Below are 13,142 nucleotides of genomic sequence, written 5' to 3' on the forward strand. Positions count from 1 at the left end.
TTGCTCTAGTCACTAGAGCTTCAAGAGGCAAAACGCATGTTTTCGATCGGTGATCTCTCCCGCCGCACCGGGGTCAAGGTGCCGACCATCCGCTATTACGAGCAGATGGGCCTGGTTGCGGCGCCCGAGCGCTCGGAAGGCAACCAGCGTCGCTACTCCAGGCAGGAGCTGGAACGGCTGGCCTTCATCCGCCACGCCCGCGACCTGGGCTTCGCCGTCGAGGACATCCGTTCGCTGATCGAGCTTAGCAGCCATCCCGAGCAGCCTTGTGGCCATGCCGACAAGATCGCGCAGGAGCAGCTGGTTTCCGTGCGCGAGAAGATCGCCCAGATGAAGCGGCTGGAAACCGAGCTCGAGCGCATCGCCTCTTGCTGCGACGGCAAGACGGTCGGCGACTGCTACGTCATCCGCGCGCTGTCCGACCACGCGCTCTGCGCCGACGAGCACATCTGACCCATGACCGGGACCGTCAGGGATTTCGGCCTGATTTGCGGCACCTTGCCGCCGGGCACGCTGAATGCGATCACCGACGTGCCCGGTGTGCGCGTCGGTCACCGCACGCTGCGCGGCGGCGACATCAACACCGGCGTGACCGCGATCTTGCCGCATGGCGGAAATCTGTTCCGCAAGAAGGTGACGGCGGCAAGCCATGTCATCAACGGTTTCGGCAAGACGGTCGGCCTGACGCAGGTGCAGGAACTCGGCACCATCGAAACGCCTGTTCTCTTGACCAACACGCTCTCGGTCGGCATCTGCGCCACGGCGCTGATCCGCGACGCCATCCGCCAGAATCCGGATATCGGCCGCACCACCGGAACCGTCAACCCGGTGGTCGGCGAATGCAATGACGGTCCGCTGAATGACATCCAGGCCCTGGCGGTAACCGAAGAACACGCCCTCGCGGCACTGGCGGACGCTCACCAAGGCGCGGTCGAACAGGGCAATGTCGGCGCCGGAACGGGAATGAGCTGCTTTGGCTTCAAGGGCGGCATCGGCTCGGCGTCCAGAAGAATCGCGCTTGGCGGCGAACATCACCTTGGCGTTCTCGTGCTCTCGAATTTCGGCAGGCCGGGCGACCTCATTCTGCCTGATGGGCGCCGGCCCGATCCCAGACGGCTGGCCGGAGCCGAACGCGGCTCGATCATGGTCGTGCTGGCAACCGATGTGCCGCTCGAACACCGCCAGCTCGAGAGAGTAGCACGCCGCGCCGGAGCAGGCATCGCCACGCTTGGCTCCTTCTGGGGCCATGGCAGCGGCGACATCGCCATTGCCTTCAGCACCGGCAATCTGGTCGACCACGATGAAAGCCGCGATCTTGTACCACTGCTGGCGCTCAACGAAGCGCGCATCGACATCCTTTTTCGGGCGGCGGCGGAAGCCACGCAGGAGGCCGTGCTGAACTCCATGCTGTCGGCCGAAGCCTTCACCGGCAGGGCCGGCAAGCATCGCGCATCGCTGGCCGACTGGCTGCGCGATCAGGCCGGGTGACAAGGCGCCCTACAAATCGATCCGGAACCGCAGACTCTCGACCCCGCCATAGGCGGCGTCCTCGAGGAAGCGCCCGACGAGCTTGCCGCCATTGGCCAGGATCACCTTGTGTGACGCCGGATTGCCCGGTTTGGCGGTAATCTCGACGTAGGGAAGGCCGACCGCCCTTGCCTCGTCGAGCATCAATCGCAAGGCCTCGGTGGCGTAGCCGCGCCGCTGCTTCCAGGGCACCACCGCATAGCCGATATGGCCAAGCACATGCGACGGCAACATCGCCGTTCCCTTCTGCCAACGAAAGCCGATCGAGCCTGACGCCTCGCCATCCCAGATCCAGCGGCGAAATCCCGGCAGGCGCGGCACTTGCGTGCCATCGGGCAAGGTGATCGGGTCGCCCCTGGCCTCGGGATCATCGAGGCTGGCCAGGAAGGCCACCGGATCCTGCTCTATCGCCGCGAGCTGCTCGCGCGTTGCCTCCATGAGCCGAACATTGTCCGGCGACCAGCCGCGCTCGAGCGCCGCCTTGTAGGACGGCAGATGTTCAAGCGCCGGTTTGACGATCTCGACCATGATCCATGCTCTCTCAGTCACGCGGGGGATAGCCTTGGCCGCCGGAGCGCTCAAGCAGCCTGGAAGCGTATCTCGCCCTCGTTCAGGAAGCAGGCCTTGTCGAAGAGGGACAAATCAAGCGGGTTGGGCAGGCGAACATCACTGATATCCGGGACCGGCTTCTTGGCGGGATCGTAGGACCGGTCGATCTGCGAGATGAAGACCAGGATCACGCCGCTATCGCGCGCGAAAGCCTTCAGCGTGCGGACCTGGTCCATCAGGCCGGGGTTCTCTCGTTTCTGATCGAGCAGTTGCAGATAGTCGATGACCGCCAGCGTGCCGCGCGGCGCCGGCCCCAACATCCTGACGATATAGCCGGCGCTGATGGCATCGGAAGTGTCGAACTCGAACAGTCGGTCGAACCGGGCCGGCTCGACGCCGATGGCGCGGAACCGCTCCAGCACATCGCGGTGCGTATATTCCAGCGTGAAGAACACGCTGCGATGGCCCGACTTCATCGCTTCGACCGCCAGTTCGAGGCTCATCAGCGTCTTGCCATGGCCCGGCCGCGCGCCGACCAGAACGAGATCTCCAGGTGTCAGTTGCGCGAACAACCTGCTGGCGGGCGCCGTCTCGGACAGCTTCGCCGCAAGCAGGCTCCAACTGGCAAATCCCTCTTGCGTGGCAATACGGTCGAGCGCCCGGTGGAGCGGGATTTTTGCCTCGCGCGACAACAGCCTGGCTTGACGCTTCAGATGGTAGACGGGCGCGGATAGAATCATCTCAAAAACCTCCTGGTGCGAGCAGTCTTCGCAACCCCTCCTTATGCCTGGTGCTCGAACAGTCGGTTCGGTGATGAGAGTGCCCCGCATGAACGAATGCTTTCCCGGTGGAGGGAGGAGGCGTGGGCCACGCCAGAATCAGATGATAGCTCAATCCGAACGGACGTAGAATTGGCGGGGCGAAAATCGTTGCACCCCGCACGCACCGGGAGACTTCAGCCAGCGTTTGCCAGCGCGACCGCATCCTGGCCTGCCGGAAAACGGAGCTTGCCCGAAGTGTCGTGGGCAGCGGCCCAGATAGCTTCGGCAACGTCGCTTTCCTTGGTGGTCAGCGCGGGCTGGGCGAAGGCCGCGAAGATCGGGGCCGCGAAATCGGCATAGGCTTCCGGGATCATGTCTTCGATGCGCACCGAAGTGTTTTGCGTAAATCGCGTTGTCGGCGCGTATCCTGGCTCGACCAGCTTTGCGCGGATACCGAAATAGGCAAGTTCGTGCGCGAGCGATCCGGTGAAGCCCTCGATGGCCTGCTTGCTGGCGGTGTAGGCGGCCGCCAAGGGCATTGCAGCGAGGGTAACGCTTGAGGTGACGTTGACGATCGCGCCGGACCGGCGCTCGCGCATCTGCGGTATCACGGCCTGCGCCATGGCCATCACGCCAAGCGTATTGGTCTCGAAGACCTTGCGGATGTGCGACATGGTCGTCGCTTCAAAGGCGCCGACCACGCCGATGCCTGCATTGTTGACAAGAACGTCGATCGGACCCGCGGCTTCGACAGTCGCCGAGATGCTGGCCTCGCTGGTGACGTCCAGCGGCAGTATCCTCAGGCGCTCCGAGCGCGGCAGTATGTCCTCCCGCGGTGTCCGCATGGTAGCGATGACGTTCCACCCGTTGACGAGAAAATGGCGGGCAGTCTCAAGGCCATAGCCAGATGAACAGCCGGTGATGAGGATCGTTTGCATGCTAAGCTCCGTTGGTTTCAATGCACCTTTCGTAGGCTTGCAAACGCAGACGATCTATAATCAATAGTCCTGTTTTTATTTCCAACTGTCCAAAAATGGCTCATCCCGAGCAGGGAGCAAGTGATCAGCGTCGATCAGCGAAATCTTTTGAAGAAGCCACGCCGCGCGAGGCACGGCCTTACGCGGTCAAGCGAGCACCACCGTCGCGGGCGAACTTTCCCGGTGAACAACCAAGCCGTTTCCTGAAAGCAGTGCTGAAGGCGCTGGCGAACTCGTAGCCGATCTCACCGGCTATTTTGTCCAGGGTTTTCGAGCCTCGAATGAGAGCATCCTTCGCCAGCGCCATGCGCCAGCGGGCCAGGTACTCGATCGGGCCGCAACCGAGCACGTCCACGAAGCGAGCCGCGAAGGCCGACCGCGAGAGTCCCGCGATCCTGGCAAGTTCCGCGACCGTCCAGCCCGCCCGGACATCCTCGTGCATGGCGCGGAGCACGCGCGCCAGCGCCGGATCCCGCATCCCGCCGAGCAGGCCGGCCGCGCCGGAACCGATGCCACGCCATCGCAACGCTTCGACGAGCAGAACCTCGAGCAATCGCTGCAAGACCATCTCCTTGCCCGGATCTTCGTTCTCGCACTCCTCCATGATGAGGCTGACGACCCTGCCAAGCCTGGAGGAACGGCCCTGCGATCCGGGCACCTGGATGACGCTCGGAAGGAGCGCGAGCAGGAGCGCGGCGTTGACCGGCTCGATTCGAAACGTCCCGCCGAGCGCGACAAAATCCGGGTCTCCATCTTGCTCGCCATGCTGGATGGCAACGTCCATTGGCGTCCGGAGCTCACAGTCGATGCCAGGATGGCTGCTGAGCGAGAAGGCCGGCGTGGAAGGCAGCAGGAGAAAGTCTCCCTTCTCGAACTTGACTGGATCCTGACCCGCAAACGCGATCCAGCACGCGCCCTCCACGATTATAGTAAAGCCAGGCGCATCATAAGCGGCGTAACGCACGCCCCATTGGCCACGCCCCTTGATGGGCTTGGAAATCGCCGTGCTGGGTTGCAAAAGGGCAATGATGTCACTGAGGGGATCCATCTCGGACGATCCGTAATTATTTTGCGCCCGATAATTATAAATCGTCCTCGCAGCCTGTCCAGCTTGGCTTGGTGGCGCGCAGGCGTGCGGGTTGGCCTGCAATGCGTCATGCGCTGCCGATCGCAAAACGGTCGTTGCCAGGCACGCTAAACAAGATGTGTCTCGCCGATGGGTGCGGGACATTTTATGATTGGTTGCGGATATGACGCCGCAAGGATTCGCATGGCTTTGGCAGGAGAATTGATCCGGTGCGGTTGAGATCTGTCCCGTTGGGTGTGGTCGTCACGCTCAGTCTTCTTGTCATCGTCATCGCCTTGACGGCGACTGCCCGATCCTTCGCCGCACTGCAGCCATCAGCTGTTCCGGCATGGCTGCAGGCCCATGTCGGCGACAGCGACGGCCAGATCTCGGCCGTGGTGCTGGAGCGGGCGCGTGCGCTCTACCTGAAAAAGGTGGCGCAAGGCGCGGTCAGGAATCCCTGTTACTTCGCCATGGACGCTACACGTCCCGGCGATCTCGGCAATGGCGTGCTGGGGCGCCGGTACTATGTCATCTGTGAGGCCAGCCAATCGTTTCGCGCCATCGCGTCAGGTCACGGCAGTGGAAAAAATCTGAAAGGCACGGCCGATTTTTCAAATGGCAGGCGCTGCTCCAAGAACTTCGGCAATGCCATGGATTCGGAGCTGACCGCCGGCGGCGCCTATGTCACCCGCGAGGCGAAGACCTCCTTCAAGGGCTTTTACAGCGCCAGCGCGAAACAGAATGCCGCCTTCCTGCGCACCTTCATCCAGTTCGACGGCGAGGGCGAAGCCGCCAATGCGAGACAACGGGTGATCGGCGGCCATGCGGCACAGGTGCTGCGCGCCACGTGCATGCGCAAAAGCCCGAACAGCTCCTACGCCGACCACGATGGTCTGGTGCCGTTCGGCAAGCTGGTGGACTATGCCGGCGGCCGCAGCAATGGCTGCACCAGCTGGTCGCCGGCGGACGCGCGGCAGATCATCGCGATGGTGAAGGACAATCCGACGACACTCTACATCTATCCGGAATCGCGCGACATCGCCGCCGTCGCGCAGGCGGCCAAAGGCCATTCGCCATCCGGCGAGGCGCCCTATTGGAACGCATCCTGCCTTAGGGAAATCGGCGCGCCGAAATTCTGGCCGCGAAAAACCCTCGAGCCGATGATCGCCCAGTACAAGAAGGATCACCCGGCGCCGCCCGCGCAGCCGCTGCCAATGTGCAAGGAGCCGTGAGGTCCCGCTTCAGGTCGTGAGACAGCGGACCCCACGAGACCAGAACTCTCGGTCCGCGCAAGAAATCGAGCACGGCCTCTATGAGCTCTGCCGGATACTCCACGTTCGACAGGTGAACCGCGGGCAGGACAAGCGGCTTCGCGCCGGCACGGCTGCGGCGATCAATTCGCCATGGCTGGCCGCCGTCACCGTGTCGTGCTGGCCAGCGATCACCAGCGTCGGCCGGTTGATCAGCGCTACCGTACTCCGAAGGTCGGCATCGCGAACGGCGGCGAACAGGCCAGCCAAACCTTGCCGGTCGATACCGATGACCGGTTCGTTGGCCGTCGCCGATCATCGTGCTCGCGCGACAGCTTTCGGGGTAGTGCCAAAGGCGCGTCGAAAGGCGTGCGTGAAAGCACTCTGCGACATGTAGCCGAGCTTGCTGCCGATGCCTGCTATGTCAGCATCGCCACGGGCCAACGCCGCATGAGCGAGAGCAAGGCGCCACGCCCGCACATAGCCGAGCGGTGGCTGTCCCACTTGGCGGGTGAACGCTGCCGAGAAGGCCGCCCGCGACATGCCGGCCACACTGGCGAGTTGCGCCACCGTCCATGGCCGGGCAACATCTCCATGAACGGCGCGGAGCACGCGGCCGAGCCCTGGATTCGAGAGCGCGCCAAGCCATCCGGTCTGGATGCCCTGGGCTCCTTCCGCGTAGGCGCGGATCGCCTCCACCAGAAGCACATCGGCCAGGCGGGCGCTCACGATCCGACTTCCCATGGCGGCGCGTTCCATTTCGCCATTCAAAAGCGTGAGGATTGTCGTCACCGCACCAGATGCCGTCGAGGACCGAGGAACCAGCAGGAAGCCCGGCAGCATGTCGAGCAGGAAGTCCGCGTTTCCCGGCGAGAACGTGACGCTTCCACCGAGGGCGATTGTCTCGTCGCCACCAAGACGCACGACGTCGCGGCCGTCATAGAGGGCCCGACCGTCGAGAGGCGGCAGTGTCGGGTCGCTGGCCACCGCGTAGGTCATGCGTCCGATCAGGCAGACGTCACCTGCGCTCATCGGTTGAGCGTCTTGCCCCGGCACGGTCAACCAGATGGTTCCTCTCAACAGCGCCACGAACTTCAGTCGATCAAGAGCCGGAAATTCGAGGGCCCACTGGCCCGCGGCTTCCAGCCGGGTGCGTCGGGTCACTGTCGCGCCGAGGGCAATCAGCACGTCGGATAGAGGATCAGTCGTCGCGTTAGACGATTGCGATAAATTCATGGACGTTCCGATATATAAAATCTTGTCCGGTGGCCTTATCTCGGTAGTGAAGGAGAATTGCAATGAGCATAGTGGACAAGGTCATCGCCATCACAGGCGCAAGCAGCGGGATTGGGCGTGCGACAGCAAAACTTCTCGCGCGACATGGGGCCTTCGTCGTGCTCGGCGCCCGCCGCGAGGATGAACTGGCCGCCGTCGTCGACGAGATCGCGGCCGCGGGGGGCAAGGCCGTATACAAGACGACCGACGTCCGCCAGCGCGGCGATCTCGAGGCCCTCGTCGGTTTGGCGATCGAGCAGGGCGGCAGGCTCGACGTCATCGTGAACAATGCAGGGATTGGGCCCATATCGCGCTTCGATGCTCTGCGCGTGGAAGACTGGGACGCCATGATCGACGTCAATCTGCGCGGCACGCTCTATGGCATCGCCGCAGCGCTGCCAGTGTTTCAACGTCAGCAGTCAGGGCACATCATCAATATTGTCTCGACGGCCGGGATCAAGATCCTCCCGACCATGGGCGTCTATGCGGCGACGAAGAATGCCGTGCGCACAATCACCGAGGCCCTGAGGCAGGAGGCAGGGCCACACCTCAGGGTTACCGAAATATCACCAGGCATGATCTCGACGAACTTTGCAGATTCAATGACCGATCCGGTCGTCAAGGAAGCCATGGGCAAGCGCATCGGCCACCTCGCAATCTCGCCCGATGCTATCGCTCGCGGTGTCGTCTACGCGATCGAGCAACCGGCCGATGTGGACGTCGGCAGCATCGTCATACGACCGACGGCTCAGGATTGATGGTCGGTTTCATGTGATGGATCGACAGCCGCTCCCTGCCTCCCTCGGCAAGCGGGTCCAAGTTTCACGACAGATCAAGGCATTGAAAATGAACCGACGTGATATGACAGGCGCAACGTTGGCGGCAATTCCGCTGCTGGGGATGACTGCGATGAGCACCGCACAGCCGACGAACGACGACGAACTGGCTACGATCTGGGGCAAATGGATCGCAATGTGGAATGGCGATCTGGCCATGGCGGGCCAGATTATCGCGCCGGACTACAAGCTGCACATGTCCCCGCTGGGAGGCGAGGACCTCTCGATCTATGCCGGACCCGACGGCATGGCCGGCTGGATCGGCCAGTTGCACGCCGCCATCGATCCGTTCGTCTTTGAAGTCCAGGTCCAGCCCTTGTTCGGTGAGGGCATGATCGCTGGACGCTGGCTGGCGAGCGGCACATACAAGGGCGGGTTCCCGGGCGCCAAGGCCAAGCCTGGCACGGTCATCAGATTTGCGGGCGCCGATTTCCTGCGCGTCGAGAACGGCAAAGTTCGCGAATATTGGCTGAGCGCGGACCAGCTCGACCTGCTCAGGCAACTCGGCATGATGGGCTGATCGGTTCCCCTGTACCGCCATAGCGCTCGACCAACGACAGTTCGGCGATCCTGTGGGTGACGGATACTGTTGCTCGGACCGTTCAGGCTCAAATGGCTGGAGCAGTGGATGCAGCGAAGGCACGGCGAGCGAGCGGCTTGTCGATGCGCCTTACGTCCGTGTCGAGGATCGCGGCCCAGGAGGCTCCTGAACATTGGGCGCCTACGGCCAGAACGCCTGGCTTACTGCAGCAGGCCTTTGACGATGCCGCTTGCCTTGCCGAAATCCATCTGGCCGGCATATTTCTGCTTCAGCGCCGCAATCACCTTGCCCATGTCCTTCTGGCTGGCGGCACCGGTCTCGGCAATCGCCTCGCGCGCCGCGGCCGTGATCGCGGCATCATCGAGCTGGGTCGGCAGGAAGCCGCGGATGATCTCCATCTCTCCGCGCTCCTGCGCCGCCAGTTCCGGCCGCTTGCCGTCTTCGAACGCCTTGGCCAATTCCTCGCGCTGCTTCACCATCTTGGCCAGGATCTGCAGGATCTCCTCGTCGCTGGCGGGATCCTTGCCGGCACCGCGATTGGCGATGTCGCGATCGTGGATGGCCGCCTGGATCAGCCGCAATGTCGGCAGCCGATGCTTGTCTTGCGCCTTCATCGCGCTCTTCAGGGATTCGGCGATTTTTCCGCGCATGATGCTTTCTCCTTCGACCGGCGCGGACAATAGCGCCGGGGCCTAGCCAAGGCAAACCCAGATATTGTGGATCAAGCCTCTGATATTGCTTGATGAAATAAATCATGGCGGCATTTCGCATGATCATTGACCGCCCTGCCCCCTTCCCCTATGTACTGGGCCTTGCATGAACTGAAGCTTGAATGCGTGGAGGCCGCGAATTCGCCGCTCCGCGCCGTTTGCTGCGCGGATGGCCCGCCGGGCCTTTGCAGCGCGCAGTGTGATAGGAGTGCCGCCATGGCCGAGACGACGCCCGCGCTGACCCCACCTTGGGCCACCGAAAAGCCGACCGCCCTTCTGGTGCTGGCCGACGGGACCGTCATCGAGGGCCGCGGTCTCGGGGCCACCGGCTCCGCCGTCGCCGAAGTCTGCTTCAACACCGCGCTCACCGGCTATCAGGAAATCCTCACCGACCCCTCCTATGCCGGCCAGATCGTCACCTTCACCTTCCCGCATATCGGCAACATCGGCACCAATGGCGAGGACATCGAGGACCTCAACCCGGCCGCCCGCGCCGGCGCCGTCGGCGCCGTGTTCAAGGCCGATGTCACCAACCCGTCCAACTACCGCGCCGCCGGCGGTCTCGACCTGTGGCTGAAGAAGCGCGGCATCGTGGCACTGTCGGGTATCGACACCCGCGCGCTGACCGCGCTGATCCGTGAAAAGGGCATGCCCAACGCCGTCATCGCGCATGCGCCGGACGGCGTCTTCGATCTCGACGACCTGAAGCAGCGCGCCGCCGCATGGTCGGGCCTGATCGGCCTCGACCTCGCCAAGGAAGTCACCTCGGGCCAGTCCTCGGTCTGGCGCGAGACGCCCTGGGTGTGGAACGAAGGTTTTGGCGAACAGACTGATCCGTCCCTGCACGTCGTGGCCATCGACTATGGCGTCAAGCGCAACATCCTGCGGCTGCTCGCCGGCCTCGGCGCCAAGGTCACCGTCGTACCGGCCAAGACTGGTGCCGAAGAAATCCTCGCCATGCAGCCGGACGGCATCTTCCTCTCCAACGGCCCCGGCGATCCGGAAGCCACCGGCGGCTATGCCGTGCCGGTCATCCAGGATCTGTTGAAGACCGACATCCCGGTGTTCGGCATCTGCCTCGGCCACCAGATGCTGGCGCTGGCGCTCGGCGGCAGGACCGCCAAGATGCACCAGGGCCATCATGGCGCCAACCATCCGGTCAAGGACCACACCACCGGCAAGGTCGAGATCGTCTCGATGAATCACGGCTTCGCCGTCGATGCCGACTCGTTGCCCGAAGGCGTCGAGGAAACCCATGTCTCGCTGTTCGACGGTTCGAACTGCGGCATCGCGCTGACCGGCCGGCCGGTGTTCTCGGTCCAGCACCACCCCGAAGCCTCGCCCGGCCCCCAGGATTCGCACTATCTGTTCCGCCGCTTCGTCAACCTGATCCGGCAAAAGCGCGGCGAGGAATTGCTCGCCGAGCGGGCGTGAACTTACGCCACCGGCCGGCCTTCGCTCGCCTCCAGTATCGCGAACCATTGTTGGCGGTCGAGCACAATGTCGAGCGCCTTGACCATGGCCGCCAGCCGTTCCGGCTTCATTGAGCCCAGCACCGGCACCAGCCGGGCCGGATGGCGCAGCAGCCAGGCGATGGCAACAGTGGCGAGATCTCCGGCGCCGACTTCGGCGGCAACCGCCGCGAGCGCTGCCCGCACCCGAGCTTCTCGGGCTTCCTTGCCGGTGAACAGCGAGCCGCCGCCGAGCGGCGACCAGATCATCGGCGCGTAGCCCAGGCGCTGCGCGTGGTCGAGACTGCCATCGGCCAATGCGGACGTCTTCAGCACCGACATCTCGATCTGGTTGGTGACCAGGGCAAACGGCAGCCGCGAGGCCAGTAGATCGAACTGTGACGGTGTGAAATTCGAGACGCCTACCGCCCTCACCTTGCCGGCCTTGACCAACGCGGCCAGTGCCGCCGCCGTCTCGTCGGCATCCATCAGCGGATCCGGCCGGTGCAGCAGCAACAGGTCGAGATAGTCGGTACCGAGATTGCCGAGCGAGCGGTCGACCGAGGCGGCTATGTGGACGGCGCTGGTGTCGTAATGCTTCAGCCGGTTCCGCGGGCGGTTGGCCGAGGCCAGCATGATGTCGCATTTCGAGATCAGCTCGATCTCCTCTCGCTTGCCTTTCCAGCGCGACAGCCCGGCGCCGAAGGCCGCCTCCACCCCGTAATTTCCGTAGATGTCGGCGTGGTCGAAACTGGTCAGGCCGAGATCGACAGCGGCGCCGATCAGCCTCCCGACCTGGTCGGCATCAGGGCGGGCGTCGCCGTCGAGCAGGCGCCAGGCGCCGAAGACCAGCCGCGACAGCGACACCCCGTCCTTGGTCAGCACGATGCGGCTGTCATGGCTCATATCGGCGCTCCATCTTCCGCGACGTCGGTGGTGACAGTCCTGACCACGGCCGGCCTCGCCACCTTGGTAACGAAGACGATGAGCGCCAGCACCAGGAAGCACGCACCGACCAGATAGGGCGCGCCGCCGAAGGTCACGGGCGCGCCAGGCCCCGTGAACCAGGAAAAGACCGCCGTGTAGAGCAGCGGCGTGATGATGGAGGTGATCGAGAAGATCGAGGTCATCGCGCCCTGCAGTTCGCCTTGCGCGGAAGGCGGCACCTTGGCGGCGGCGAGGCTCCTCAATGGCGGATCGGCCAAGGCCTCCAGGCAACCCACGACGATCACCGCGTAGATCATCCAGCCCTGCGTGGCGAAGGCATAGCCGAAGGCGCTGGCCGCAGTGAAGGTCAGCCCGATTGCCGCCGTCTTCCATTCGCCGAGCCTCGTGATCACGCGCGGCAGCACCGTTGCCATGACGAGCGCGCCACACAGGCCGAAGGCGCCGAGCGAGAAGCCGATCTGCTGCTGGCTCCAGCCATAGCGATAGCTGGATACGAACGACCACACCGCCGGGTACATCATGTGGCCGAGCGTCATCAGGAAGAAGACGAGCCCGATCCAGCCAATGCCTTGATACTGGCGCATCTGCAGAAGCGTGCCGACCGGGTTGGCGCGTTTCCACTCGAAGCGGCGGCGATGCTTTTCATCGAGCGTTTCCGGCAGAAAGACCATCGCGATCAGGAAGTTCACGAAGGCGAGCCCGGCGGCGAAATAGAACGGCACGCGCGGTCCGAACGTGCCGAGCAATCCGCCCAGCACCGGCCCGATGACGAAGCCGACGCCGAAGGCGATGCCAAGCAGGCCGAAATTCTTTGCCCGGTTCTCGTCGTTCGAGATGTCGGCGATGAAGGCCGATGTCGTCGAATAGCTGGCGCCTGAAATGCCGGCCAGCACACGCCCGATGAACAGCATCGGATAGGACCAGGCGATAGCGCAGATCAGATTGTCGATGGAAAAGGTCAGCACCGAGGCAAGCAGGATCGGCCGCCGCCCGAAGCGGTCGCTCAGGCCGCCCATGATGGGTGCGAAGAAGAACTGCATGGCGGCGTAGACGAAGAACAGCCAACCGCCCTCGATGGCCGCCTCGCTGACGCCGACACCGGTCAATTCCTGCAAATAGGCTGGCAGCACCGGCATGATGATGCCGAAACCGATAATGTCGAGCAGCAGCGTGGTGAAAACCAGCGCAAGGCCCCGCCTGGCGGTTTTGGGGTCGATCATGATGGTCAGGCTCCTCCGGCCGCCCTGC

14 protein-coding genes and 1 pseudogene are annotated in these 13,142 nt (G+C 63.7%); 6 read left to right on the top strand and 9 right to left on the bottom strand.

Annotated features, from left to right (window positions below; translation table 11 throughout):
* Positions 1-36: 36 nt before the first annotated feature.
* Positions 37-453, top strand: coding sequence for a MerR family transcriptional regulator (locus AC1VON_RS29865; RefSeq protein ID WP_483125835.1), 417 nt, complete (start codon positions 37-39; stop codon positions 451-453).
* Between the two features lie 3 nt (positions 454-456).
* A complete protein-coding gene (locus AC1VON_RS29870) occupies positions 457-1,488 on the top strand; it encodes a DmpA family aminopeptidase (protein WP_483125836.1) in 1,032 nt (343 codons plus the stop codon).
* Positions 1,489-1,497: 9 nt separating this feature from the next.
* Here AC1VON_RS29870 and AC1VON_RS29875 read toward each other — a convergent pair whose 3' ends face one another.
* The 4 genes from AC1VON_RS29875 to AC1VON_RS29890 form a co-directional block, all read right to left on the bottom strand.
* A complete protein-coding gene (locus AC1VON_RS29875) occupies positions 1,498-2,055 on the bottom strand; it encodes a GNAT family N-acetyltransferase (RefSeq protein ID WP_483126395.1) in 558 nt (185 codons plus the stop codon).
* 50 nt (positions 2,056-2,105) lie between these two features.
* Positions 2,106-2,816: a DNA helicase gene (locus AC1VON_RS29880; RefSeq protein ID WP_483125837.1), complete on the bottom strand. Its 711-nt coding sequence runs from the start codon at positions 2,814-2,816 to the stop codon at positions 2,106-2,108.
* A 215-nt stretch (positions 2,817-3,031) separates the two neighbouring features.
* Positions 3,032-3,775 carry an SDR family oxidoreductase gene (locus AC1VON_RS29885; protein ID WP_172349067.1) on the bottom strand — a complete coding sequence of 248 codons (744 nt, stop codon included), beginning with the start codon at positions 3,773-3,775 and terminating at the stop codon, positions 3,032-3,034.
* A 178-nt stretch (positions 3,776-3,953) separates the two neighbouring features.
* Complete coding sequence (locus tag AC1VON_RS29890) at positions 3,954-4,862, bottom strand: AraC family transcriptional regulator (protein ID WP_483125838.1); 909 nt, start codon at positions 4,860-4,862, stop codon at positions 3,954-3,956.
* Positions 4,863-5,110: 248 nt separating this feature from the next.
* On the opposite strand from AC1VON_RS29890, the gene AC1VON_RS29895 reads away from it, so the two are divergent.
* Positions 5,111-6,115 (top strand): hypothetical protein, encoded by a 1,005-nt coding sequence (locus AC1VON_RS29895; protein WP_483125839.1) that lies wholly within the window; start codon positions 5,111-5,113, stop codon positions 6,113-6,115.
* A gap of 55 nt (positions 6,116-6,170) precedes the next feature.
* On the opposite strand, the pseudogene AC1VON_RS29900 reads toward AC1VON_RS29895, so the two are convergent.
* Both AC1VON_RS29900 and AC1VON_RS29905 read right to left on the bottom strand, forming a co-directional pair.
* Positions 6,171-6,439: pseudogene (locus tag AC1VON_RS29900) on the bottom strand (alpha/beta fold hydrolase); the annotation flags it as partial.
* A gap of 9 nt (positions 6,440-6,448) precedes the next feature.
* Positions 6,449-7,369 carry an AraC family transcriptional regulator gene (locus AC1VON_RS29905; protein WP_483125840.1) on the bottom strand — a complete coding sequence of 307 codons (921 nt, stop codon included), beginning with the start codon at positions 7,367-7,369 and terminating at the stop codon, positions 6,449-6,451.
* A gap of 62 nt (positions 7,370-7,431) precedes the next feature.
* Here AC1VON_RS29905 and AC1VON_RS29910 point away from each other — a divergent pair, with 62 nt between their 5' ends.
* Both AC1VON_RS29910 and AC1VON_RS29915 read left to right on the top strand, forming a co-directional pair.
* Positions 7,432-8,166 carry an SDR family oxidoreductase gene (locus AC1VON_RS29910; RefSeq protein WP_483125841.1) on the top strand — a complete coding sequence of 245 codons (735 nt, stop codon included), beginning with the start codon at positions 7,432-7,434 and terminating at the stop codon, positions 8,164-8,166.
* A 151-nt stretch (positions 8,167-8,317) separates the two neighbouring features.
* Positions 8,318-8,764, top strand: coding sequence for an ester cyclase (locus tag AC1VON_RS29915; RefSeq protein ID WP_483125842.1), 447 nt, complete (start codon positions 8,318-8,320; stop codon positions 8,762-8,764).
* Positions 8,765-8,985: 221 nt separating this feature from the next.
* Here the strand turns inward: AC1VON_RS29915 and AC1VON_RS29920 are convergent, their stop codons facing one another.
* Complete coding sequence (locus AC1VON_RS29920) at positions 8,986-9,435, bottom strand: GatB/YqeY domain-containing protein (protein ID WP_483125843.1); 450 nt, start codon at positions 9,433-9,435, stop codon at positions 8,986-8,988.
* A gap of 276 nt (positions 9,436-9,711) precedes the next feature.
* Here AC1VON_RS29920 and carA point away from each other — a divergent pair, with 276 nt between their 5' ends.
* The gene (gene carA, locus AC1VON_RS29925) at positions 9,712-10,929 is read left to right on the top strand and encodes a glutamine-hydrolyzing carbamoyl-phosphate synthase small subunit (protein WP_483125844.1); all 1,218 of its coding nucleotides are present in this window, start codon (positions 9,712-9,714) and stop codon (positions 10,927-10,929) included.
* 2 nt (positions 10,930-10,931) lie between these two features.
* On the opposite strand, the gene AC1VON_RS29930 is transcribed toward carA, so the two are convergent.
* Both AC1VON_RS29930 and AC1VON_RS29935 read right to left on the bottom strand, forming a co-directional pair.
* On the bottom strand, positions 10,932-11,852 hold the full coding sequence (locus tag AC1VON_RS29930) for an aldo/keto reductase (RefSeq protein WP_483125845.1): 921 nt from the start codon (positions 11,850-11,852) through the stop codon (positions 10,932-10,934).
* Positions 11,849-13,114, bottom strand: a complete 1,266-nt coding sequence (locus AC1VON_RS29935) for a TCR/Tet family MFS transporter (protein ID WP_483125846.1) — start codon at positions 13,112-13,114, stop codon at positions 11,849-11,851. The genes AC1VON_RS29930 and AC1VON_RS29935 overlap by 4 nt, the downstream gene beginning before the upstream one ends.
* Positions 13,115-13,142 lie beyond the last annotated feature (28 nt).

Source organism: Mesorhizobium sp. HAY1-8B (genome assembly GCF_056868045.1).